This is a genomic window from Mycolicibacterium mageritense, assembly GCF_010727475.1.
GTDB lineage: Bacteria > Actinomycetota > Actinomycetes > Mycobacteriales > Mycobacteriaceae > Mycobacterium > Mycobacterium mageritense.
Genome location: NZ_AP022567.1, coordinates 2,200,394 through 2,225,204, shown reverse-complemented (window position 1 = coordinate 2,225,204; position 24,811 = coordinate 2,200,394). Strand labels below are relative to the sequence as shown.

Below are 24,811 nucleotides of genomic sequence, written 5' to 3'. Positions count from 1 at the left end.
AGCCCAGCCAGCCTCATCGGTTTCGAATTTGCTCATCTGCCCCATGCTCGCCTGTGAGCGACTTTGTCGCGTATAGGCGGACGCGTGACCCCTGAGGCTGCAGTGGTGCGGATAGGTCCGTGAGACCTATGTGGTCGTGACCGGTGGGGCAAATGGAAGTCCAGGTGCTGGTGTGGCGATTTCTGCGACTTTGTCGCGTATAGGCGGGCCGCGCGACACCTGCCTCCGGAGCGGTACCGGTGATGCCGGTGGTGCGAAGGTGAAAACACTCAGAACTGTCCGCAGTTGGGCGTGGTCGGGACACCGTTGAACCGGTCGGCGATCCACTGCATGCCGCGCTCGCCGTCCATGAAATACGCCAGAGCGTGGTTGACGGACAGCTTGTTGAGGAACGGCGGCTGGTCGTTGGTCCAGAATTGGACGTCGGCGCCCTGCGCACACCAGTCGCGGCCGAGTTGGTTGGCACCTGTCCACGGCACCAGCGGGTCGAAGTGGTTGCTGTCGATGAACACCGGGGTTTCCGGCTTGAGCCTGCCGATGCGCTGCAGATCGAGCAGGCTCTTGAACGGTTCGTTGGCGATCACCTCGTACGGGTCGCCGTTGAAGTACTCCTGCAGGTGGTGGAACGCGAACGTCAGCCCGGTTTCGACGACGCACTGGTCCTTGGTCTTGTTGAGGAGGTCTTCGCCATAGATGGTGAGCTTGTCGTGGATGGCGTCGGCGGCCTCGGGATAGGCGGCGATCGCCCCGTTGATGAGATAGCCGACCGCGCCGACCAACACGTTGCCGTCGACGTACGGCAGCAGGTCGGGCAGATTGGCCGGCGGCGCACCGGAATACGCGCCGACCAGATCGAGTTCGGGTGCGTATCCCGGCGCCAGTTCGGCCGCCGCGGCGCTGGCACCCCCGCCCTGCGAATAGCCCCACAGCGCGACGGGTCCGTCCGGGGTCAACGACGTGCCCGGAAGCTTCTTGGCCGCGCGAGCCGCGTCGAGCACGGCCTGGGCTTCGGCCAGGCGATTGACGTAGGTGTGTACTCCGGGCGTGCCGAGCCCCTCGTAATCGGTTACCACGACGGCGAATCCGCGCGCCACCATAGTGGCGACGAACAGTTCCTCGTAGCCCATGGTGATGTCGAGGCCGCTGGAGAAGTGGATGCTCTGCTCGAACACGCGGGACGGTGCGCACTGGTCACCCTGCCCCTGCGTGCCCGGTGCGAAGGCGATCAACGGGCGCGGCCCCGCACCGGGCCACGGCCGGTCGGGTTCGAAGTAGGTGCCGGTTACGGCGGTCGGATTGCCGCGGGAATCGGTGCTGCGGTACATGATCCGCGTTCCGGTGGCCACCCAGCTGCCGAGTTGCCCGGACGGTTCGTAGACCAGCCGCATGGGCTCGGTGCGGATGAGATCACCCGGATCGCCCGCCGGAAGGGGATCGGGCGGCGTATAGAACTCGCCGTACCGATTGCACTGAAATTCCTTGGCGTAGATGTCATCTGGCGCAAATCCGCAGTTCCCGGTGACGGGTTCGGCAGCGGCTGGCGCAGCGAATCCGGCGAGCAGGGAAACGGCAGCGAACAACGACACAATCCAGTTACGGAAGACCCCCACGCAACGGATCGTTACATGTTCGACGCCGAATCGGACGCGTTTTCGTGATTCCACATCCCGATCTGGTCGAGCCGGGAGATCAATCGCGCTGCGCCGTCGGTGAACTGAGCGCCGTTGAGGCGCACTGTCGTATCGACGTCGCGCCGGCGCAACGCGGCGATCAGCTCACGGTGGCCCTGCACCGCCTCGGCACCCCACCCCGGATCGCTCGAGTAGATCAGGGCGGGCAGATAGCGGGCCACGTGGAGCAGGAACCAGGCCAGCTTGATGCGGCCACTGGCATGGTTGAACGCCCGGTGGAACGCGAACTCGGCCGACGAGATCAGCTCGTGATCCTGCTGGCCGACGGCATCGGCCAGTTCGCCGTTGAGCCGCTCGAGTTCGTCGATCTGTTCGTCGGTGATGCGTTCGGCGACGGTCGCGGCGAGTTCGCGGGCGATCGTCGCCTGCAGCCAGAAGATGTCTTCGACATCGGTGCGGCTGAGCGGCACCACGACATGCCCGCGGTGCGGTTCGAGCTGCACCATGCCTTCGCCGCGCAACGTCCGCAGCGCTTCGCGCACCGGGGTGATGCTGACGCCGAGCGTCGCGGCGGTCTCGTCGAGCCGGATGAAGGTTCCGGGCCGCAGCACGCCCGTCATGATCTCGGCCCTCAGATGTGCCGCCACCTCGTCGGACAACTGTTCGCGGCGCACCCCGCGGCGGCGCTGCGTTGCTGGTCGGGCGGGTGCGTTCACGAGTCTCCGGTCGTCGTTCGGTGCGTCTGGGCGCGGGCTTGTCCCTGAGCTGCCGAGGCCATAGTGTGACCGGGGCAACCTCAAGTTTGATCAAATGTAAAACTACGCGCAACCCGACCAGTGGAGTAGTGAACCGTTGACCGTCGAGCCGTCCCCCACTGAGCAGCCCTATCTGGCCCGTCGCCAGAACTGGACCAACCACTTGGCACGGCACGCCATGATGCAGCCCGACCAGACCGCCCTGCGCTTCCTCGGTCACACCACCACGTGGCGCGAACTCGACGACCGGGTCAGCCGGCTCGCCGGCGCACTGAGCCGTCGCGGAGTCGCCTTCGGTGACCGCGTGCTGATCCTGATGCTCAACCGCACAGAGTTCATCGAATCGGTGTTGGCCACCAACAAGCTTGGCGCCATTGCGGTTCCGGTGAACTTCCGGATGACCCCGCCCGAGATCGCCTTCCTGGTCAGCGATTGCCAGGCGCGCGTCGTGATCACCGAGTCGGTACTGGCCGGTGTGGCCACCGCCGTGCGGGATCTGGACCCGACCCTGGAGACCGTCGTCGTCGCGGGCGCGCCGTCCGACGAGGGCGTCCTCGGCTACGACGATCTGCTCGCCGAGGACGGCGAGCCCGCACCGCTGGTCGACATCCCGGAGAACGCCCCGGCGCTCATCATGTACACGTCGGGCACCACGGGGCGTCCCAAGGGGGCGGTCCTCACGCACACGAACCTGGCCGGGCAGGCCATGACCAACATGTTCACCACCGGGGTCGACATCAACCACGACGTCGGGTTCATCGGGGTTCCGCTGTTCCACATCGCGGGCATCGCGGGCAACGTCGTCACCGGCCTGCTGCTTGGCCTGCCGACAGTGCTCTATCCCCTCGGCGCGTTCGATCCCGGGGCGTTGCTCGACGTGCTGGCTGCCGAGAAGGTCACCGCTATCTTCCTGGTCCCCGCACAGTGGCAGGCGGTATGTGCCGAGCAGCAGGCGCATCCGCGTGACGTGCGGCTACGGGTGTTGTCGTGGGGCGCCGCGCCTGCGTCGGACACCTTGCTGCACGCAATGGCCGAGACCTTCCCGGGCAGTCAGATCCTGGCGGCCTTCGGTCAGACGGAGATGTCGCCGGTGACCTGCATGTTGTTGGCAGAGGACGCCATTCGGAAGCTCGGCTCGGTCGGTCGGGTGATCCCGACGGTGGCCGCGCGCATCGTCGACGAAGACATGAACGACGTCGCGATCGGAGACGTCGGTGAGATCGTCTACCGCGCGCCCACGTTGATGGCCGGCTACTGGAACAACCCCAAAGCCACCGCGGAGGCGTTCGCAGGCGGTTGGTTCCACTCCGGAGACCTCGTGCGCCAGGACGAGGAGGGCTACATCTGGGTCGTCGACCGCAAGAAGGACATGATCATCTCGGGCGGCGAGAACATCTACTGCGCCGAGGTCGAGAACGTCCTGGCGGCCCACCCGGCGATCGCCGAGGTCGCGGTCATCGGCAGGCCGCACGAGAAGTGGGGTGAGGTGCCGGTCGCGGTCGTGGCGCTGGGGTCCGCGGGCGAGGCAAAACTCGAACTCGCCGACCTCGACAGCTTCCTCTCCGAGCGGCTGGCACGCTACAAGCATCCGAAAGCGCTCGAGATTGTCGACGCGTTGCCAAGAAACCCCTCAGGAAAGGTTCTGAAGACGGAACTGAGACAGCGCTTCGGCGAGCAAACTCGGATTGACGCTGACGAAAGTACCTCTGCTCCAACGGTTTCAGCAGGCTGACGAACTTTTTCCGGGAGAGGCGGCACGTTTGCTAACGGTTCAAGGCATAATCCAGCCGATGCGCTGCACGGCCCGGATTGGATCGGGTACAGTCCTGTGGTCTCACTTACTACTCGCGAGTAGGGAGATAGGCATCACATATACCGGGTTGAGACGAGGAGGGGACGTGCGACACGTCCAGGGGGTGCACCGGTGACGGCGTCTACCGACGGACTCGTCGGTTACGTCCGTGGTCAGCTCGAGAAGCCGATGGCCATGGTCGGCGGCTTCTTCAAGATGACGGTACTCACCGGCAAGGCATTTCTCACCCGGCCGTTCCAGTGGAAGGAATTCATCCTTCAGAGCTGGTTCCTGATCCGGGTCGCGTTCCTGCCCACCCTGGCGGTGTCTATCCCGCTCACGGTGCTCATCATCTTCACGCTCAACATCCTGCTGGCCGAGTTCGGCGCGGCAGACATCTCCGGGGCAGGCGCCGGGCTGGCCGCCGTCACGCAGCTCGGTCCGTTGGTGACGGTGCTCGTCGTCGCCGGTGCCGGCTCGACCGCCATCTGCGCCGACCTCGGCGCCCGGACGGTGCGTGAAGAGATCGACGCCATGGAGGTGCTCGGCATCGACCCGATCGAACGGCTCGTCGTGCCCCGCGTGGTCGCCGCGACGTTCGTCGCCTTCATGCTCAACGGCACGGTGATCACCATCGGCCTCGTCGGTGGCTTCTTCTTCGGCGTCTACATCCAGAACGTCTCCGCCGGTGCGTACGTGTCCACGTTGACACTGTTGACCGGCTTCCCCGAGGTGCTGATCTCCGTCATCAAGGCAACGGTGTTCGGCCTGATCGCCGGATTGGTCGGTTGCTACCGCGGCCTGACGACGGCCGGCGGCTCCAAGGGTGTCGGTACCGCGGTCAACGAGACCCTGGTGCTGTGCGTGATCGCTCTGTTCGCTGTCAACGTCGTGCTCACCACGATCGGTGTGCGGTTCGGAACTAAGACCTGATATGAGTACATCGACAGTTCTCCGGTCCCGGTTCCCCCGGGCGTTCGCGCGTACCAACGAGATCGCGGGCGCCCCGGCCCGGATGCTCGACAGCATGGGCCACGTCGCGTGGTTCGTGGTCACCGTGATCGGTCATATCCCGCATGCCTTCCGGCACTACCGCCGGGAAGCGCTGCGGCTGGTCGCCGAGATCGGCATGGGCACCGGTGCCATGGCCGTCATCGGCGGCACTGTCGCCATCATCGGCTTCGTCACGCTGTCCGCCGGTTCACTGATCGCCATCCAGGGTTTCGCATCGCTGGGCAACATCGGTGTCGAGGCGTTCACGGGCTTCTTCGCGGCCCTTGCCAACATCCGCGTCGTTGCGCCCGTCGTCACCGGCCAGGCGCTGGCCTCGACGGTCGGCGCCGGTGCGACCGCCGAACTGGGCGCCATGCGCATCAGCGAAGAGGTCGACGCGCTCGAAGTCATGGGCATCAAGTCGATCTCGTACCTGGTATCCACCCGCATCATGGCGGGCACCGTCGTCATCATCCCGCTGTACGCGATGGCGATCCTGCTGTCGTTCATGTCGGCACAGTTGGTGACGACCATCTTCTATGCCCAGTCGGTCGGTACGTACGAGCATTACTTCCATACGTTCCTGCGCGTGGACGACGTCATGTGGTCGTTCCTCGAAGTGATCATCATGTCGGTCGTCGTGATGTTGAACCACTGCTACTTCGGCTATTACGCCAGTGGCGGTGCTGTCGGTGTGGGTGAGGCAGTGGGGAGGTCGATGCGTACTTCGTTGATCGCGATCGTGGTTGTGGTCCTGCTGGCATCGTTGGCGCTGTACGGCACCGACCCGAACTTCAACCTCACGGTGTAGCGCGATGACCGCCCCACACGCTCCCCTGAACAAGCCGAAGACCCCGCCGTACAAGTTGGCGGGGCTCGTGCTGGCGTTGATCGCTGCGTTGGTGTTCGGGCTGACCTGGTTGCAGTTCCGTGGCGTCTTCGAGCCGAAGACCGAGCTGACGGTCATGTCGGGCCGGGCGGGTCTGTCGATGGATCCGGGGTCGAAGGTGACCTACAACGGGGTGCCGATCGGCCGGCTCAAGTCGGTTGACGTGGTGACCGTCGGGGACAACCCGGAAGCCAAGCTGACGCTGGATGTCGATCCGAAGTACCTGCGGTTGATTCCGGAGAACGTGGACGTCGAGTTGCGTGCCACCACGGTGTTCGGCAACAAGTACATCTACTTCGCGTCGCCGAAAGATCCGTCGCCGGCGCGGGTTTCGGAGTCGACGCCGATTCAGGCCAAGGGCGTGACGACGGAGTTCAACACGTTGTTCGAGACCATCACCAAGATTTCCGAACAGGTCGATCCGATCAAGCTCAACGAGACGTTGACCGCGACGGCGCAGGCCCTTGACGGGCTGGGTGACAAGTTCGGTCAGTCGGTGGTCAACGGCAACACGATCCTGGCCGACCTGAACCCGCGGATGCCGCAGATCCGCCGGGACACCAGGGGCCTGGCCGATCTCAGTGAGGTCTACGCCGACGCGTCGCCCGATCTGTGGGACGGGCTGACCAACGCGGTGACCACCGCGCGCACGCTCAACGATCAGCGCGGCAACATCGATCAGGCGTTGATGGCTGCGGTCGGGTTCGGCAACACCGGCGGTGACATCTTCGAGCGTGGCGGGCCGTATCTGGTGCGGGGCGCGCAGGATCTGCTGCCCACCTCGGCGCTGCTGGACAAGTACAGCCCCGCGCTGTTCTGCACCATCCGCAACTTCCACGACGCGGCGCCGAAACTGGCTGACGCGCTTGGTGGTAACGGTTACTCGCTGCTGACGCACTCACTGGTCGTCGGCGTCGGCAACGCCTACAAATATCCGGACAACCTGCCGCGCGTCAACGCCAAGGGCGGGCCCGAAGGCCGGCCGGGTTGCTGGCAGCCGATCACGCGCGATCTGTGGCCCATGCCGTACCTGGTCATGGACACCGGTGCATCCATCGCGCCGTACAACCACTTCGAATTGGGTCAGCCGATCATGGCCGAGTACGTCTGGGGCCGCCAAGTAGGGGAGCAGTCGATCAACCCATGAGTATCAAGGGCACGCTCGTCAAACTCGGCATCTTCTCGCTGGTGCTGCTCACGTTCACGGCGATCATCTTCGTGGTGTTCGGGCAGATCCGGTTCAACCGGACCAACGAGTATTCGGCGATCTTCAAGAACGTCAGCGGCCTGCGCAGTGGACAGTTCGTGCGCGCCGCCGGTGTGGAGGTCGGCAAGGTCTCGAAGGTCAAGCTGGTCAACGGCGGTGAGCAGGCCGAGGTCACGTTCAACGTGGAGCGCTCGCTGCCACTGTTCGACGAGACCACGGCCGCAGTGCGGTACCAGGATCTGATCGGTAACCGCTACCTGGAGCTCAAGCGGGGGCAGAGCAACAAGATCCTGCCGCCCGGCAGCACCATCCCGCTCGAACGCACCGAGCCTGCCCTGGATCTCGATGCCCTCGTGGGTGGCTTCCGGCCGCTGTTCAACTCGCTCAAGCCGGACAAGGTCAACACCATTGCGACGTCGCTCATCACGGTGTTCCAGGGCCAGGGCGGCACCATCAACGACATCCTGGACCAGACGGCGTCGCTGACCGCGACCATCGCCGACCGCGACCAGGCCATCGGTGAGGTCATCAAGAACCTCAACACCGTGCTCGACACGACGGTCAAGCATCAGCAGCAGTTCGACGACACGTTGAAGAACTTCGAAACACTGATCACGGGCCTGAAGAACCGGGCCGATCCGATCGGCGCTTCGGTGGCCAACATCAGCAACGCGGCCGGTTCGCTGGCCGACCTGCTGAGCGACAACCGCCCGCTGCTCAAGGACACTGTCAGCTACCTCGAGGTCATCCAGCAGCCGTTGATCGACCAGAAGCAGCAGGTCAACGACACGTTGATCCAGATTCCCGCCGCGCTGAAGATCATCGGCCGCGCCGGTGGCATCTACGGTGACTTCTTCAACTTCTACGCATGTGACCTCTCGTTGAAGCTCAACGGGTTGCAACCAGGCGGCCCGGTCCGCACCGTCAGAATCACTTCGCAGCCGTCGGGTAGGTGCACGCCGAAATGAGGACACTGCAGGGTTCCGACCGGTTCCGTAAGGGCCTGATGGGTGTCGCCGTCGTGGCGATCATCATTGCCGTCGGATCGACACTGACCAGCGTTCCGATGTTGTTCGCGGTACCGACGTACTACGCGCAGTTCTCCGACACCGGTGGGCTCAATGTCGGTGACCGCGTGCGGATCGCGGGCATGGACGTCGGTGATGTCAAGAGCATGGACATCAACGGCGACAAGGTGGAGATCGGCTTCACGCTCGGTGGCCAGACCATCGGCACCGAGAGCCGGGCCGCGATCCGGACCGACACGATCCTGGGCCGCAAGAACATCGAGATCCAGCCGCGCGGCAACAAGACGCTGGCGCCACGCGGAACGCTGCCCGTGGGGCAGACGACCACGCCGTACCAGATCTACGACGCCATCTTCGATGTCACGCGCAACGCGTCGGGCTGGGACACCAAGTCGGTTCGTGAATCGCTGAATGTGTTGTCGGAGACCGTTGATCAGACCTCGCCACACCTGAGCGCGGCGCTCGATGGCGTCGCCAAGTTCTCCGAGACCATCGGTAAGCGCGACGACGACGTCAAGAAGCTGCTGGCCAACGCCAACAAGATCGCCACGGTGCTGGGCGACCGCAGTACTCAGGTCAACGCGCTGCTGGTGAACGCGCAGACCCTGCTGTCGGCGGTGAACCAGCGCAGCCAGGCGGTCAGCATGTTGCTGGAGCGGGTGTCCTCGGTGTCTCATCAGGTCGAAGGCCTGATCAACGACAACCCAAACCTCAATCATGTGCTCGAGCAACTGCGCACGGTCAGCGACATCCTCGTCGACCGCAAGCAGGATCTGGCCGACACCCTGAGCATCGCGGGCAAGTTCATCACCTCGCTCGCCGAGGCACTGGCGTCCGGCCCGTACTTCAAGGTCATGCTCGTCAACCTGTTGCCGCCGCAGATCCTGCAGCCGTTCGTCGACGCAGCGTTCAAGAAGCGCGGTATCGACCCTGAAGAGTTCTGGCGCAACGCGGGCCTGCCTGCCTTCCGTTTCCCGGATCCCAACGGCCCGCGGTTCGAGAACGGTGCACCGCCGCCTGCCCCGACGCCGTTGGAAGGCACGCCCGAGCACCCAGGGCCAGCCGTCCCGCCGGGATCGCCGTGCTCGTATACACCGACCGCCGAAGGCATTCCGTCACCGGGCAACCCGCTGCCGTGCGCGGCGGCGACCGTCGGACCGTTCGGCGACAACCCGTACGGACCGAACTACGGGCCGCCCGACGTGGTGACCTCGCAGCCGAATCCGGAAGGTGTGCCGCATTCGCCCGGTGTGCCCAGCGCCGCGATCCCCGGCCAGATGCCGCCGGATCAGCCGGGTGCCTCACCCGGTGAGCTGGCCCCCGGCCCGCCCGGTGCCCGCACGGTCCCGGTTGCCCCGCAGCCCGGGCCGCCGGACTTCACTCCGGGCTTCGCGCCACATCCGTTGCCGTTGAACGCACCCCCGGCGCCGCCGGGACCGGGTCCGGAACTGGCACCGGCGGGAACACCGCCGCTGCCGGGTAATCCGCCGTTCCTTCCGCCCGGATCGCAGGGATAGGGCCGCACCATGTCGACGATTTTCAACATCCGAAACCTCAAGTTGCCGCACCTGTCCAAGGCTGTGGTGATCATCGGTGCGCTGGCCGTGGTGGCCGCTCTGGTGGCGGGCTACGCGGGCATCTACCTGTACAAGAAGCTCACCAACACGACGGTCACCGCGTACTTCCCCGAGGTGCTTGCGCTGTACCCCGGCGACAAGGTGCTCATCATGGGCGTGCGCGTCGGCGCGATCGATTCGATCGAGACCGCAGGCGACAAGATGAAGGTGGTCTTCCACTTCAACAACAAGTACAAGGTGCCCAAGGACGCGACGGCCTCGGTGCTCAACCCGAGCCTGGTGGCCTCGCGTGTGATCCAGCTGTCCCCGCCGTACACCGGTGGGCCGACGATGCAGGACGACGCGGTCATCCCGATCGAGAAGACCCAGATCCCCATCGAGTACGACGAGCTGCGCAACCAGGTGACGCGGCTGCTCGCCGAACTGGGGCCGACCAAGGAACAGCCCAAGGGCCCGTTCGGCGACATCATCGAGTCGTTCGCCGACGGCTTCGCGGGCAAGGGCGAGCAGGTCAACCGGACGCTCAACGGGCTGTCGGAGGCGTTGACGACGCTCAACGAGGGCCGCGGTGACTTCTTCACCGTCGTCAGGAGCCTGGCGCTGTTCGTCAACGCGCTGCACAAGAGCGATCAGCAGTTCGTGGCGCTCAACAACGATCTGGCGCAGTTCACCAACTCGTTCACCAACACCGATCAGGAGTTGGCGACGGCGCTGCAGGATCTCAACCGGGTGCTCAAGACCACGCGGGACTTCCTGGACAAGAACGGCGGCGTGCTGACCCACGACGTCAACAACCTCGAGCAGGCGACGACGGCCATCCTGCAGCCCGAGCCGCGCAACGGTCTGGAGACGGGCCTGCACGCCTATCCGAACCTCGCGGCCAACGTGGTCAACATCGTGGCGCCGAACCAGGGCGGCATCATCGGTCTGCCGGTGCTGCCGGGCCTGACCAACTTCTCGAACCCGCTGCAGTTCATCTGCAGCTCGATCCAGGCGGGAAGCCGCCTGGGCTACCAGGATTCGGCCGAGTTGTGCGCGCAGTACCTCGCGCCGATCCTCGACGCGATCAAGTTCAACTACCTGCCGTTCGGCATGAACCTGGCCAGCACGGCGATGACGCTGCCCAAGCAGATCGCCTACTCGGATCCGCGGCTGCAGCCGCCGCCGGGGTTCAAGGACACCACCGTCCCGGGTATCTGGGCGCGTGACACGTTGTTCTCGCACGGCAACCACGAGCCGGGCTGGACCGTCGCGCCCGGCATGCAGGGCGTCCAGGTGTCGCCCGGCACCGAGGCCATGCTGACCCCGGAGTCGTTGTCCGAGTTGATGGGTGGCCCCGACATCGCGCCGCCGGTGCCCGGTATCCGCGGTGGGGCCCCGCCGAACGCGTACGACGAGAACAATCCGCTGCCGCCGCCGTGGTATCCGCAGCCCGGCCCGCCGCCAGGGCCCGCGCCCGGTGTGATCCCCGGTGACCCGTTGTCGGCCATCGCTCCGGCGGCCCCGGCTGCGCCTGCCGCCCCGGCGCCGGCCGGACCTCCGCTGCCCGCAGAAGCAGGAGCCGGTTGATGAGCCGCTTGCGTGAAGAGAAGACAGGTCGGATGAGTAAGTGGAGTCGCATCGGACGCCGCATCGGCGTGCTGTCCGTTGCCGCGCTCGTACTGACCTCGTGTGGTCAGTGGCGGGGCGTCGCGAACGTGCCGCTGCCCGGCGGTCCTGGCACGGAGTCCGGTCATACGACGCTGTACGTGCAGATGCCGGAGACGTTGGCGCTCAACGCCAACAGCCGGGTGCGCGTGCGCGACGTGTTCGTCGGCCGCGTCCGCAAGATCGAATTGGTCAACTGGGTGCCGACGCTGACGCTGGACCTGGAGCCCGGTGTCGAGCTGCCGAAGAACACCCTGGCCAAGATCGGGCAGACCAGCTTGCTGGGTTCGCAGCACATCGAGCTGAATCCGCCGGACGAAGGCCCGTCCAAGGAGATGCTGCGCAGCGGCGACACCATCCCGCTCGCGCAGTCGTCGGCCTACCCGACCATCGAGCGCACGCTGGCGGGTATCTCGGGCATCCTGACCGGTGGCGGTATCCCGAACATCGAGGTCATCCAGACCGAGGTGTTCAACATCCTCAACGGTCGTGGCGATCAGATCCGCGAGTTCCTGGGCCGGCTCGACACGTTCACCGATGAGCTCAACCAGCAGCGCGACGACATCTCCCGTGCGATCGATTCGACGGACCGGTTGCTCAACATCGTGGCGCAGCGCAATGACACGCTGGACCGCGTGCTGACCGAATTCCCGCCGCTGATCCAGCATTTCGCGGACACGCGGGATCTGTTCGCCGATGCGGTGACGGCCTTGGGCCGGTTGTCGGCGGCTGCCGACGAGACGCTGTCGGGCACCAACGCGAATCTGCACACCAACCTGCAGAACCTGCAGCGGCCGCTCAAGCAGCTGAGCCGGGCGGCCCCGTACCTGGTGGGCGCGCTCAAGCTGCTGCTGACGGTGCCGTTCAACATCGACAACATCCCGAAGGCCATCCGCGGCGACTACATCAACGTGTCGTTGAACCTGGACCTCACGCTGAGCTCGGTCGACAACGCGCTGTTGTCGGGAACCGGTGTGTCGGGCATGCTGCGGGCGCTGGAACAGGCCTGGGGCCGCGATCCGAACACGATGATCCCGGACGTCCGGTTCACGCCGAACCCGCACGACGTTCCTGGTGGCCCGCTGGTGGAAAGGGGGGAGTGAGAAATGCTTCTGACCCGATTCATCAAGATGCAGCTCGTGATCTTCACGGTGCTGACGCTGATCGCACTGGTGGTGCTCGGTCTGCTCTACCTGCGGCTGCCCACCTGGGCAGGCATCGGCATGTACAACCTCAATGCCGAGTTGCCCAACTCGGCGGGTCTGTACAAGACGGCCAACGTCACCTACCGCGGTACCACCGTCGGCAAGGTGACGTCGGTCGAGCCGACCGAGAACGGCGCCCGGATCGAGATGGACATCTACAACCGGTACAAGGTGCCGACCGACGCGACCGCCAACGTGCACTCGGTGTCGGCGGTCGGTGAGCAGTTCATCGACCTGATCTCCGAGGGAGACGCGAAGACGTACTTCAAGCCGGGGGAGACGATCCGCAAGGGCTCGGTCCCGGCTGAGGTCGGTCCCGCGCTCGACGCCGCGGAGAACGGTCTGTCGGTGTTGCCGAAGGAGAAGATCGGCACTCTGCTCGACGAGGCCGCCAAGGCCTTCGGTGGGCTGGGGCCGTCATTGCAGCGCCTGGTCGATTCGACTCAGGCGATCGCGAGCGACTTCAAGGACAACCTCGATCCGGTCAACGACATCATCGAGAACTCGGGCCCGATCATCGACAGCCAGGTGAATTCGGGTGACGCGATCTCGCGGTGGGCGGCCAACCTGAACACGCTCGCGGCACAGAGCGCACAGAACGATTCGGCGCTGCGCAGCGGCATCCAGCAGGCCGCGCCGACCGCCGATCAGCTCAACGCCGTATTCAGCGATGTGAGGGAATCGTTGCCGCAGACGCTGGCGAACCTCGAGATCGTCATCGACATGCTCAAGCGGTACAACAAGAACGTCGAGCAGGTTCTGGTGGTGCTCCCGCAGGGGGCGTCGATCGCCCAGACCGCGACGATCTTCGCGCCCGAAGGCCTGCTGCACTTCGGTCTCGGCATCAACATGCCGCCGCCGTGTCTGACGGGCTTCCTGCCGGCCTCGGAGTGGCGGGCACCCGCCGACACCACGACGGCTCCGCTGCCGTCGGGCCTGTACTGCAAGATCCCCAAGGATGCGCAGAACGCGGTCCGTGGCGCGCGTAACTACCCGTGTGCCGACGTGCCGGGCAAGCGTGCCGCGACGCCGATCGAGTGCCGCGGGAACGAGCCGTATCAGCCGCTGGGCACCAACCCGTGGTACGGCGACCCGAACCAGATCGTCAACTGCCCGGCTCCCGGCGCCCGTTGCGATCAGCCTGTCGATCCGGGCCGGGTGATTCCGGCGCCGTCGGTGAATACTGGATTGAACCCGTTGCCGGCGAGCATGCTGCCTCCTCCGGAGGTGGGCGGTTCGGCGCCGACCAGCGATCCGCTGACCGCACCTCGCGGTGGCAGTGTGACGTGCAGTGGACAACAACCCAACCCCTGCATCTACACTCCGGCAGCAGGCTCGACCGCTACCTATAGCCCGTCCAGTGGCGAGGTGGTCGGTCCCGGCGGTGTGAAGTACTCCGTCACCAACTCGAATAACCCAGGAGATGACGGATGGAAGGAGATGCTGGCGCCAGCCAGCTGAACCCCACCGACCAGCCAGCACCAGAACCAACCGAAGAACCTCAAGCCGAGGAGACCGTAGAGCACGTCGATGATGGCCGGCGGCCGTCCCGACTGGGTCGGGGCTCGATGGCTGCCGTCTGTGCGGGGCTGCTCGTACTGACAGCGGGTGCGGGCGCCGGCGGCTATTGGGCGCTGCGGTCGCATCAGGACAGTGAGCGCATCGCCAGTGACGAGGCCGCGGCGCTGCAGGCTGCCAAGGACTGTGTGACGGCGACGCAGGCGCCTGACACTGCGGCCATGAACGCGGCCCAGATCAAGATCATCGAGTGTTCGACCGGTGACTTCGGTGCTCAGGCCGGGCTGTACAGCGGCATGCTGCTGGACGCCTACCAGGCGGCCAATGTCACGGTGAAGGTTTCGGATCTGCGGGCGGCGGTGGAGAAGCACAATGACGACGGGTCGATGGATCTGCTCGTCGCGGTGCGGACGTTGGTGACCAACTCCGAGAAGGTCGATGAGGAACAGGGTTATCGGCTGCGGGTGAAGATGGCCCGCGACGAAACCGGCAACTTCAAGGTGGCCAGGCTCGATCAGGTCACGTCGTGACGGCTGTGTTGGACTCGACTGACCTGCAGACCACCGAGGAGAGCGCGGAGTCCTCGGTGCGGCTGGCGTCGTGGCCCGCGCGGGCGGGCGCGTTCTCGATCGACGTGCTGCCCGGGGTCGCGGTGATCGTCACGCTGGCCCTGCTGGCATGGACGGCTCCCCTGTACGGCTGGCTGTGGTGGGTGTACGCGGCGACTGCGCTCGTGGTGCTCCTGGCCATGCTGATCAACCGGGTGTGGACGGTCACGGGTTGGTCGGTCGGCCGAGCGGTATTCGGTATCCGGGTGGTTTCGTCGGCCGGAGACGCCGGCGTGGTGCGTCTGCTGCTGCGTGAACTCGCGCATCTGCTGGATACCGCTGCGCTGTTCATCGGCTGGTTGTGGCCGTTGTGGGACTCCCGTAACCGCACCTTCGCCGATCTGCTGACCCGCACCGAGGTGCACCAGGTCGAGCCACCGGACAACAACGTGCGCCGCCGTGCCGCGATCGTGCTGGTGGCGGCCGCGGTGCTGAGTTCGGCGGCGGCCGGGTTGGGCTACTTCGCGGTGTACCGGCAGGACCAGGCGGTGCACCAGGCCCGCGAGCAGATCACCAACGACGGACCGCGAATCGTCGAACAATTGCTGAGCTACAGCGTCGACTCCATCGACAAGGATTTCGCCCACGCACAGTCGCTGGCCACCGAGAACTATCGTCCCCAGCTGGTTGCGCAGCAGGACGCGGTGAAGAAGAACAATCCGACCAACAACGACTACTGGGCGGTGAGCAGTGCACTGCTGCCCGGAGCGACCCAGACCCACGCCACCATGCTGTTGGCGATGCAGGGACAGCGGGGCATCGATCCCAACGATCTCAAGTTCATCACCGCGACGGTGCAGGTCGACTTCCGCAAGATCGACGGGCAGTGGCAGGTCGACAACCTGACGGTGCTCAAGAAGCCCGTGATGAACGGGGCGGGACAATGAGTCCGCGCCGCAAGGTCGACGCCGACGAACGCGACTACTTCGCGGTCGAGCCAAAGCCACCGGTCCGCTGGGGGCTGCCGATCGTGGCGGTGCTGTCGGCACTGTTGGTTGCCGCCGCGATAGCCGGCAGCACATTTATGTTGGTGCGCCACGAGATCGGTGACCGGGTCGAGGCCAAGGACGCCGATGCGCTGGCGTACGTCACGGCGTTCATGAAGGGTTACACGACGTTGGATCCCTACCACGCCAACGACTACGCGGACCGCATCCAAGCGCAGGCCACGGGCGACTTCGCCAAGATGTTCAAAGAGAAGCAGAACGAGATCGTGATTCAGGTGGCCCGCGCCGAGCCGACCGAGGGGGCGGTGCTCAGCGCAGGCATTCAACGGTGGAACGACAACGGCAGTGCCGACATCCTGGTGGCCACCAAGATCAGCACCCGGGCCCCCGACGGCAAATCCACGATCGAGAGTGGAAACCGTTGGGTCGCAACCACGATTCGGGAGGGACAGCAGTGGAAGATCAGCCAGCTGATCCAGGTGATCTGACCATGTCGGAGCAGCCCGAGGAAACCGAGACCACGGCGGTCGAGCCCGAAGCCACCGTGGCGGCCGAGAAGCCGCGTCGTGGTTGGCGCTTGTTCGGGCGGGGCCGCAAAGCGGAACCCGTCGATGCGGAGCCCGAGGCGGATCCGGTCGACGCTGCGGCCACCACCGGACCGTCACCCGAGGCCCGCCCGAAGCCGCGGCCCGTCGGCAAGGGGCGCCGCGGTGCGGTTTCCGAAGCCGCTGACGAGCCAGCCGCTGACGCGCCAGCCGCTGACGAGGCGGCCGAGGATGAGCCGGCTGACGATGAAAAGCTCGAGGACACCGGCGAATCGACGGATGAGCCCGAAGAACCGGCCGCTGACGACTCGGTAGTCGAAGCTGCCGCCGAGGAGACCGGCGACGAGGCGGTCACCGAAGGCGAGGCTTCGGAGGAAGAAGCTCCGGAAGAAGAGGCAAAGGCCCCGGTCCTGGTGCCGTTCCGTCCGGCAGGTAAGCGGCTGACGTATGCGGCCGTGGGTGCGGCGGTGCTCTTCGTCGGGGCGGGAGCGTTCGCCGGTGCGATGGCGCAGCCGTATCTCGCGGACCGGGCCCTCGTTGACACCAAACTGCAAGTGGCGCAAACGTCTGCCGATGCCATCACGACGTTGTGGACCTACACGCCGGACAACATCGACACACTGCCCGACCGCGCCCAGCGGTTCCTGTCCAACGACTTCTCCAACCAGTACCGCACATTCATCGATTCGATCGCCCCCACCAACAAGCAGGCCCAGATCTCGAACAACACCCAGGTGATGGGTACCGCGGTCGAGTCGATCAGCCCCACGGAGGCCACCGCGATCGTCTACACCAACTCGGTGTCGACGAGCCCGGTGACCAAGAACGTTCCGTCGTTGCGGTATCTGTCCTATCGCGTCAGCCTGGTACGTGACGGCAGTGGCTGGCGGATCACCAAGATGCCGGCGCTCACCCAACTGGACCTGTCACCGCAGCTGTAGTCCAGTGGGCAGGTCTGGCTCCGGTGTTCGGTTGCAGACGCTGTGACGAGCGTGCAGGTTATCGACGTGTTTTCGCGAAAACACCACGGAAAGCTGCACGCTCGTCACAGCGTCGGCTTACCACTACTGTGCGGCCCAGACAGCGAATGAAGCGGTAGAAAGGTCGTCATGCCCGTCGCATCGCCGGTGTCCGAACGGTCGACCGTGGCCGCTCTGCTGCTCCTGACGTTCGCGACGGGCTTGGTCGACGCGGTCAGCGTCCTGGTGCTGGGCCACGTGTTCGTCGCGAACATGACGGGCAACGTCATCTTCCTGGGCTTCTGGTTCGTGCCGCATTCCGGCGTCGATCTCATGGCGGCCGTGGTGGCGTTCGCCGGGTTCGTGTCCGGCACGGTGGTCGGTGGCCGGCTCGCACGCCATCTCGACCACGATGTCCGCACCTGGCTGACCGTCGCGCTCAGCGTGGAAGTCGTTGTTCTGGTGACGCTTTCGATACTTGCGGGCACGGGTGTGCTCGACTACCACAACAACACGAAATTGATCCTGATCGCTGGGCTGGCCGTGGCGTTCGGCATCCAGAATGCCACCGCGCGCCAGTTCGGCATTCAGGAACTCAGCACCACGGTGCTCACCCAGACGATCGTCGGGATCGGCTTCGACAGCAGGCTCGCCGGCGGTGCGGGCGACCGGGAGAAGCTGCGTTACGGCGTGGTCGCCACCATGTTGTGCGGGGCCGTCGTCGGCGCCACCATGACCTTGTTCACCGTCGCACCGGTGATCGCACTGGCGGCGTCAGCTGTCACGGCCGCCGGCTTGATCTTCCGGTACGGAGTCCCACCAGGCGAGCACCCGAGCGCCGAAAAACGTTAGCCACTTGGACGGTTCGCCTGCGGGTACGTCGACCTCGAACCACACCCGCCCGGGCTGGCGCCCGGCCTGGAGCCAGGTGCCGTCGGGTTGGCGGGCACCCCGGATCATCTCGATCGCGTCGGCCATCCGCGGGTCCGGCCACAGGCCGTCCAATTCGGTCGACTGCCGGAAGTAATCGGCCGCGTTGAGCACGTTGTACGTCCACCGGAACGGGTAGGCGAACGTACTGACCCACGTTTCCACCGGCGTGCCCGTGGACAGCCGCCGAAAAAGCCCGCGCTGCAACAGATACTCTTCGCCGCGGCGGCGGGCGGCACGCGTCGCCTCGGTCCCTCCGGTGGCGGTGTCGTAGGCGAGCAGCCCCTTGAGCGAATTGAGCGTCGAATGGTACGACGAGCGGCGGGAACCTTCGACCCAGTCGCAGTTCCAGCCGCCGTCGGGGAGTTGGTGCTCGACGAACCAGTCGACGACGCTCGTGACATCGGCGCCGAGCCAGACACCGTTGGCCACCGTCCAGGCGTTGATGCAGCAGTCCACTTCACCGCGCCAGTACGGCTCGTCGTTGTACTCCCAGCGACTGTTCTTCTCCAACAACTCAGCAGTCTGGCGCTCCTGCAGCACTGCCGGGTCAAGCCCCCACTCCCGCAACGTGTTCAGCGTCCATGTGGTCGCGGTCCAGGGTTGCCCGCCACCCGCGGCTTCGGGTCCGTCCATGTCGAAGTCGGCGGGGAAGAACGCGCCGCCTGCCCACTGACCGTCCACATCCTGTTTGGCCAGCAGCTGTGCGCCGAATCCTTCAGTCGTGATCCGTGACCGCGTCGACTCCCACACGTCGGGCGGTTCGATCAGCAGGTCGCGCTCGACCTGCCAGCGCAGTGCCGGGTCGGAGTCCAGGAGCCAGGTGGTCAGCGGCGCGGTCATCAGTCGTCCCACAACAGCAGTTGGCGCACCGCGGGCCGGGATCCGTACGGCTGCAGCATCTGACTGGCCGGGCGCGGCCGGACCCGCTGCGGCCACCAGAACCAGCGCCCGAGCAGGGCGGCGATGGACGGCGTCATGAACGAGCGCACGATCAATGTGTCGAACAACAGGCCAAGGCCGATGGTGGTGCCGATCTGGCCGAGCACCCGCAGGTCGCTGAACGCGAAAGAGGCCATGGTGAAGGCGAATACCAGTCCGGCGGCGGTGACGACGCCGCCCGTGCCTGCCATGGCGCGGACGATTCCGGTGTTGAGCCCGGCGCCGATCTCTTCCTTGAACCGGGAGATGAGCAACAGGTTGTAGTCCGAACCCACCGCCAGCAGCAGGATCACGGCCAGCGCCAACACCACCCAGTACAGCGGGATGCCCAGGAGGTGTTGCCACAGCAGCACCGACAGGCCGAACGACGCGCCGAGCGACAACGCGACCGTACCGACGATCACCAACGCCGCGACCAGGCTGCGGGTGATGAACATCATGATGAGCAAGATCAGGCTCAGTGCCGAGATGCCTGCGATCATCAGGTCGTACTTGGCCATGCCCTGGATGTCTTTGTAGGTTGCGGCCGTGCCGCCGATGTAGATGTGAGAACCGGCCAGGGGTGTGCCCTTCACGGCTTCCTCGGCCGAGTGCCGGATCGCGTCGATATGTGAAATCCCTTCGGGCGTAGCCGGATCGACGTCGTGGGTGATGATCATGCGTGCCGCTTTGCCGTCCGGCGAGAGGAACAGCTTGAGGCCGCGCTGGAACTCGGAGTTCTCGAAGGCCTCCGGCGGAAGGTAGAACGAATCGTCGGTCTTGGCGTCGTCGAAGGCTTTTCCGAGTGCGGTGGCGTTCTCCAGGGCCGCGGCGGTCTGGTCATAGATTCCGGACTGCGTCGCGTAATTCGTCATGGTCAGGTCGCGGTTGGTCTGCTGGCTGGCGATCTGTGGCGGGATCAGGGCCAGCAGCTTGGGTTGCAGTTGGTCGAGCTTGTCGAGGCTTGCGGTGACATTGCCCAGTTGCTCGGTCAGCGCGTCGATCCCGTCGAGCGCGTCAAAGATGGATCGCAGCGCCGCGCAGATGGGGATGTCGAAACAGTGTGGCTCCCAATAGAAGTAATTGCGCAGCGGGCGGAAGAAGTCGTCGAAGTTGGCGATCTTGTCCCGGAGATCCTTGGCCACCTCGACCGTCTGGTGGAACGCCTCGACCTGGTCGTGGGTCGCCGACGCGCTCTGCTGCTGCAGGGTGTACTGCTGGCGCAGGATGCCGATGGTCTTGTCGATCTCGGCCACCTGCCTGAGCAGATCCTGAGCGCGGGCCTGCTGATAGGAGAGATTCTCGATCTGGCCCGTGCTCTGCGCGCTGATCTGGAACGGGATCGAACTGTGCTCCAGGGGAGTGCCCAGTGGGCGGGTGATGGATTGCACCTGGGCGACACCGGGTGTGTGGAACACCGCCTTGGCCACCCGCTCGAGCAGGATCATGTTGGCCGGGTTGCGCAGATCGTGGTCCGATTCGATCATCAGCAGCTCGGGGTTGAGCCGGGCTTTCGAGAAGTGACGCTCGGCGGCGGTGTAGCCGACGTTCGACGGCGCACTCGCCGGCATGTAAGCGCCGACGTCGTAACTGGTCTTGTAGGCGGGCAGAGCCAGCAGACCCACGAGGGCTATCGCGGCGGTCACCACGAGAATCGGGCCGGGCCAGCGCACGATAGCGGTCCCGATGCGCCGCCATCTGCGGGTGTTGGCGCGGCGCTTCGGTTCGAACAGGCCCACCTGGCTGCCGAGGGTCAGGACCGCGGGTGCCAGGGTCAGGGCGGCGACGAGCGCGACGAGGACGCCGATCGCGGCCGGTATGCCCAGGCTCTGGAAATACGGCAGGCGCGTGAACGTCAGGCAGAACACGGCACCGACGATGGTCAGCCCGGAGCCGAGGACGACATGGGCCGTGCCGCTGTACATGTTGTAGTACGCGGTTTCGCGGTCCTCGCCGTTGTTGCGTCCTTCGTGATACCGGCCCAGGACGAAGATCGCGTAGTCGGTGCCTGCCGCGATGACCAACAGGGTCAGCAGGTTGGTGGAATACGTCGAGAGCCCGATGATCCCGGAGTTGGCCAGGAACGCCACAATCCCACGCGCAGCGGCCATTTCGATCAGCACCGTGATCAGCACCAGGATCATGGTGACGATCGAGCGGTAGACGAGCAGCAGCATCACGGCGATCACGCCGATGGTCAGCAGCGTGACCTTGGTGGTGCCCTCGTTGCCGACCTCGAACTGGTCGGCGATCTGCGGGGCAGCGCCCGTGACGTACGCCTTGACGCCCGGTGGCGCGGGTGTGCGCTCGACGATGTCGCGAACCGCGTCGACGGATTCCAGTGAGAGCGCCTCGCCCTGATTGCCCGCGAGAAACACCTGCACATAGGCGGCCTTGGCGTCCGGACTCTGCGAACCGGCCGCGGTGAGCGGATCGCCCCAGAAGTCCTGGACGTGCTGAACGTGCTTGTGGTCCTGCGAGATTCGCTGGATCAGAGTGTCGTAGTAGGCGTGCGCCTCGGGCCCGAGCGGTTTGTCGCCCTCCAGGACGACCATCGCCGCGCTGTCGGAATCGAACTCGTCGAACACCGCGCCGATGCGTTTGAACGCCTGCAGGGACGGGGCGTCGGGCGAACTCAAGGCCACGTTGTGAGCTTCGCCGACCACTTCCAGTTGTGGCACGAGAACGTTCGTGATCGCGGCGACCACCAACCAGAACAACACGATCGGTACCGACAGCCATCGGATCGTGCTGGCGACGCGCTGCTTACGGGGTTCTCGGACCTCGACGTCCTCGCTCATCCGGACTTGTCCAAGCAGTACGTGTACGCGTTCAACGTGTTGACCGTTCTCTCGTCTTTGACCACGTCGTCGATGGTGATCCGGCAGCCGATCGAGTGGCTGTCCCCTTGCGCCATGACGTTGACGAAGACCGCGGGGTCGGTTGTGGTGGTGTCGTACGACCACGGCAGGGTCGCGTTGTCGACGCGCTGCGGTTGTGCCTCGACGTCGACGTAGTTGATCGTCGCGACGGTGCCTGGCGGGCCGAACACCTCAAGGACCACGTGCTTGGGATTGAACGGCACGATCTCATCCGACAGGGCGCCAGGCGTTGCCGTGCTGTGGTTGGCGCCGAAGACTCCGTTGAGCCGGTATACGGCGAATCCCGCGACCGCGATCACCGCAACCGCGACCAGCGGCATCCACCCCCGTGAGAGCAGGCGACGCGACGAAATCCCTTGCACCTCTTAGCCCCTCGACGATGCGGCAACAGACTCAGCCACCCGGCCTCGGTGCACGGCCAGGTATATCAACTTTGTTGACAGTACGGTACGGGACCGCACCGCACAAGGGTGGAAAACTGATCCTTCACCAGCCTCTCGAGGCCCTGGGGCCGGCGAATGACTACATCGTGGTGACAAGCTCGACGGGCACTGCGAGTCCGGCCGAGTGAAGCACGGCGTCGAGGATTGTTTTTTCGGTGTTGAGGAGATGTTGGGTGCACGCGTCAGCGGCGGCGTCGGGATCCGCGTCGACGATGGCACGGCACATGGCGAGATGTTCCTGCACCGACTGGGTGAGCCGCTCGGGTGAGTGCGCAACGATGCGAAGGCGTGCGATGTGGGGTCGCATCTCGGCAAGTACCCGCGAGAGTTGTTGATTGCGGGCATAGGTGATGATGGCCTGGTCGTACGCCTCGGCCAGTTGGTAGAAGCGGTCGCGGTGTCGCACGGCGGCCTCGTCGTTGACGACTTCGGTGAGCTGCTCGATCAGCTCACCGAAGGTCCGCTGAACCTCGTCATTGCTCGCTGCGGCCTGGGCTACTTGATGAGTTGCCCGGCTCTCCAACATGATTCGCATCTCGAAGAGGTCGCGAACGCTTCCGATCGAGATTGAGGAGACCCGTGCTCCTTGCCGGTCGATGAGCGATACCAGGCCGTCTGTTTCCAAGCGCACGAACGCTTCGCGAACCGGCGTGCGCGATGCGCCGAAACGTTCGGCGACCTTGAGCACGCTGAGCGAATCCCCGGGCCTGAGTCGGCCGTTGAGGATCTCGTCGCGCAGGGTGCTGTACACCTGGTCGGCCTTGCTGTCGCGTGCCACGTATGCATAGTAACTCGCCACATGGTGTTCCAAATGGAATGCGCTAAGGTATACCATGAGGCACGTCACACGTTGAAGGGAAGACGATGCTCGTCATACTTGGCTTCTCAATGATCACGGCCTTCATGTACCTGATCTTGACCAAGCGCGTTACTCCGGTTGCGGCACTCATCGTGGTGCCGACCATTTTTGGGCTCTTCGCGGGCGCAGGCCTGGGCCTGTCCGACATGATCATGGAGGCCCTGCTCAAGCTGGCTCCCACTGCGGCCCTGTTGTTCTTCGCGATCACGTTCTTCGGGATCATGATCGACGTCGGGCTCTTCGATCCGTTGATCCGGGTGATCCTGCGCTTCGTCAAGAACGACCCGATGCGACTGGTGGTTGGTACCGCGATGCTCACGTCGATCGTGTCACTCGACGGCGACGGCTCGACCACCTTCATCATCGTGACGTCGGCGCTTCTGCCGATCTATCTGAGGCTCAGAATGAGCCCGGTTGTTCTGACGGTCGTAGCGGCGACCGCCAACGGTGTCCTCAACACCGTGCCGTGGGGCGGTTCGACCTCACGTGCGGCCGCGGCACTAAACGTGTCGCCGATCGACATCTTTGTCCCGATGATTCCGGCCATCGTGGCGGGCGTCGTGGCAGTGCACGTGCTGGCGTACTTCCTCGGGCGTCGTGAGCGCAAGCGCGTCGGCCGCCTGGCAGTAGGCAGTGGTGGCGCCGAACAGGCTGAGACCGAACCGATCTCAGTGGCTTCCGAGCAGCTGGCGACGGTCGGGCACACCATCTCGGCGACGCCGACGGACCACGCAAAAGACGGTCCGCGCAATCACATTCATGAGCCGGGAGCGTCCGCCTCAGATTTTGCCGACCTGCCGCCCGAGGCCGCCGGCCACCTGCATCGGCCCCATGCTCGCCCCAAACTCGTCTGGGTCAATTTCGCACTCACCGCCGCGGTGATGACCTTGCTGGTGTGGGGCATTGTCGAACCTCCCGTGGTCTTGATGGCAGGTGTCGCCATTGCGCTGATCATCAATTTCCCTCGAGTGATCGAGCAAGCCGAACAACTGAAGGCACACGCCGCGAGCGTGGTGTCCGTCGTCGCGATGGTCTTCGCCGCATCGATGTTGACCGGAGTTCTCAACGGAACGGGAATGGTCGATGCGATGGCGGCGTGGTTGGTCGAGATCATCCCCGCCGGCTTCGGGCCGCACCTCACCGTCGTCGCCGGTGTGCTGTCGCTTCCCCTGACTTTCTTCATGAGTAACGACGCCTTCTATTTCGGTGTGCTCCCTGTCCTGACAGAGGCGGCTTCTCACTACGGGATCAGTGCTGAAGAGATGGCGCGGGCCTCGATCGTGGGCCAGCCGCTGCACACCTCCAGCCCGCTGGTCGCTTCATTTCTGCTCCTGGTGGGGTTGGCCAAAGTCGAACTGGGCGACCACCATCGCAAGGCGATCTGGCGCGCCTGTGTCGTCGGCATCGTCATGCTGGCCGTAGGTGCCCTGTCGGCCTATCCGATCTAGTGCACATCAAAACCCCGTTTATCCCAA

General features: G+C 65.1%; 21 protein-coding genes. 15 read left to right on the top strand and 6 right to left on the bottom strand.

The window, feature by feature from the left end:
* Positions 1–269 precede the first annotated feature (269 nt).
* Together G6N67_RS10660 and G6N67_RS10655 are read right to left on the bottom strand one after the other, a co-directional pair.
* Positions 270–1,610, bottom strand: a complete 1,341-nt coding sequence (locus G6N67_RS10660) for a lipase family protein (RefSeq protein WP_407663336.1) — start codon at positions 1,608–1,610, stop codon at positions 270–272.
* Between the two features lie 11 nt (positions 1,611–1,621).
* Positions 1,622–2,347, bottom strand: coding sequence for a GntR family transcriptional regulator (locus G6N67_RS10655; protein ID WP_051578670.1), 726 nt, complete (start codon positions 2,345–2,347; stop codon positions 1,622–1,624).
* 136 nt (positions 2,348–2,483) lie between these two features.
* Here G6N67_RS10655 and fadD5 point away from each other — a divergent pair, with 136 nt between their 5' ends.
* From fadD5 to G6N67_RS10585, 14 genes are all read left to right on the top strand, one after another.
* Positions 2,484–4,118 carry a fatty-acid--CoA ligase FadD5 gene (gene fadD5, locus G6N67_RS10650; protein WP_036432298.1) on the top strand — a complete coding sequence of 545 codons (1,635 nt, stop codon included), beginning with the start codon at positions 2,484–2,486 and terminating at the stop codon, positions 4,116–4,118.
* 192 nt (positions 4,119–4,310) lie between these two features.
* A complete protein-coding gene (locus G6N67_RS10645; protein ID WP_036432300.1) occupies positions 4,311–5,111 on the top strand; it encodes an MlaE family ABC transporter permease in 801 nt (266 codons plus the stop codon).
* A gap of 1 nt (position 5,112) precedes the next feature.
* The gene (locus tag G6N67_RS10640) at positions 5,113–5,982 is read left to right on the top strand and encodes an MlaE family ABC transporter permease (RefSeq protein WP_036432302.1); all 870 of its coding nucleotides are present in this window, start codon (positions 5,113–5,115) and stop codon (positions 5,980–5,982) included.
* Positions 5,983–5,986: 4 nt separating this feature from the next.
* On the top strand, positions 5,987–7,207 hold the full coding sequence (locus tag G6N67_RS10635; RefSeq protein WP_036432304.1) for an MCE family protein: 1,221 nt from the start codon (positions 5,987–5,989) through the stop codon (positions 7,205–7,207).
* Positions 7,204–8,235, top strand: a complete 1,032-nt coding sequence (locus G6N67_RS10630; RefSeq protein ID WP_036432306.1) for an MCE family protein — start codon at positions 7,204–7,206, stop codon at positions 8,233–8,235. Before G6N67_RS10635 ends, G6N67_RS10630 begins: the two co-directional genes overlap by 4 nt.
* Positions 8,232–9,812 carry a virulence factor Mce family protein gene (locus G6N67_RS10625; RefSeq protein ID WP_036432308.1) on the top strand — a complete coding sequence of 527 codons (1,581 nt, stop codon included), beginning with the start codon at positions 8,232–8,234 and terminating at the stop codon, positions 9,810–9,812. Before G6N67_RS10630 ends, G6N67_RS10625 begins: the two co-directional genes overlap by 4 nt.
* A gap of 9 nt (positions 9,813–9,821) precedes the next feature.
* A complete protein-coding gene (locus tag G6N67_RS10620) occupies positions 9,822–11,441 on the top strand; it encodes a virulence factor Mce family protein (RefSeq protein WP_036432310.1) in 1,620 nt (539 codons plus the stop codon).
* Between the two features lie 32 nt (positions 11,442–11,473).
* Positions 11,474–12,622: a virulence factor Mce family protein gene (locus G6N67_RS10615; RefSeq protein ID WP_036432312.1), complete on the top strand. Its 1,149-nt coding sequence runs from the start codon at positions 11,474–11,476 to the stop codon at positions 12,620–12,622.
* 3 nt (positions 12,623–12,625) lie between these two features.
* Entirely contained in the window at positions 12,626–14,185 is a 1,560-nt protein-coding gene (locus tag G6N67_RS10610; protein WP_163642163.1) for an MCE family protein, read from the top strand.
* A complete protein-coding gene (locus G6N67_RS10605; RefSeq protein ID WP_036432313.1) occupies positions 14,155–14,772 on the top strand; it encodes an Rv1363c family protein in 618 nt (205 codons plus the stop codon). The genes G6N67_RS10610 and G6N67_RS10605 overlap by 31 nt, the downstream gene beginning before the upstream one ends.
* Entirely contained in the window at positions 14,769–15,737 is a 969-nt protein-coding gene (locus tag G6N67_RS10600) for an RDD family protein (protein ID WP_036432315.1), read from the top strand. The genes G6N67_RS10605 and G6N67_RS10600 overlap by 4 nt, the downstream gene beginning before the upstream one ends.
* Positions 15,734–16,285, top strand: a complete 552-nt coding sequence (locus G6N67_RS10595) for an Rv1363c family protein (protein ID WP_036432317.1) — start codon at positions 15,734–15,736, stop codon at positions 16,283–16,285. Before G6N67_RS10600 ends, G6N67_RS10595 begins: the two co-directional genes overlap by 4 nt.
* A gap of 2 nt (positions 16,286–16,287) precedes the next feature.
* Positions 16,288–17,283 (top strand): mammalian cell entry protein, encoded by a 996-nt coding sequence (locus tag G6N67_RS10590; RefSeq protein WP_051578671.1) that lies wholly within the window; start codon positions 16,288–16,290, stop codon positions 17,281–17,283.
* A 168-nt stretch (positions 17,284–17,451) separates the two neighbouring features.
* Positions 17,452–18,153 (top strand): YoaK family protein, encoded by a 702-nt coding sequence (locus G6N67_RS10585; protein WP_036432319.1) that lies wholly within the window; start codon positions 17,452–17,454, stop codon positions 18,151–18,153.
* On the opposite strand, the gene G6N67_RS10580 is transcribed toward G6N67_RS10585, so the two are convergent.
* From G6N67_RS10580 to G6N67_RS10565, 4 genes are all read right to left on the bottom strand, one after another.
* A complete protein-coding gene (locus G6N67_RS10580) occupies positions 18,076–19,074 on the bottom strand; it encodes a prenyltransferase/squalene oxidase repeat-containing protein (protein ID WP_036432321.1) in 999 nt (332 codons plus the stop codon). The genes G6N67_RS10585 and G6N67_RS10580 overlap by 78 nt on opposite strands.
* Positions 19,074–21,953: an MMPL/RND family transporter gene (locus tag G6N67_RS10575; RefSeq protein WP_036432324.1), complete on the bottom strand. Its 2,880-nt coding sequence runs from the start codon at positions 21,951–21,953 to the stop codon at positions 19,074–19,076. Before G6N67_RS10575 ends, G6N67_RS10580 begins: the two co-directional genes overlap by 1 nt.
* Positions 21,950–22,354 (bottom strand): MmpS family transport accessory protein, encoded by a 405-nt coding sequence (locus G6N67_RS10570; RefSeq protein WP_036432326.1) that lies wholly within the window; start codon positions 22,352–22,354, stop codon positions 21,950–21,952. Before G6N67_RS10570 ends, G6N67_RS10575 begins: the two co-directional genes overlap by 4 nt.
* 202 nt (positions 22,355–22,556) lie before the next feature.
* Complete coding sequence (locus G6N67_RS10565; protein WP_036432328.1) at positions 22,557–23,255, bottom strand: GntR family transcriptional regulator; 699 nt, start codon at positions 23,253–23,255, stop codon at positions 22,557–22,559.
* 86 nt (positions 23,256–23,341) lie between these two features.
* On the opposite strand from G6N67_RS10565, the gene G6N67_RS10560 reads away from it, so the two are divergent.
* Entirely contained in the window at positions 23,342–24,784 is a 1,443-nt protein-coding gene (locus G6N67_RS10560) for a CitMHS family transporter (protein ID WP_036432330.1), read from the top strand.
* Positions 24,785–24,811: the final 27 nt, after the last annotated feature.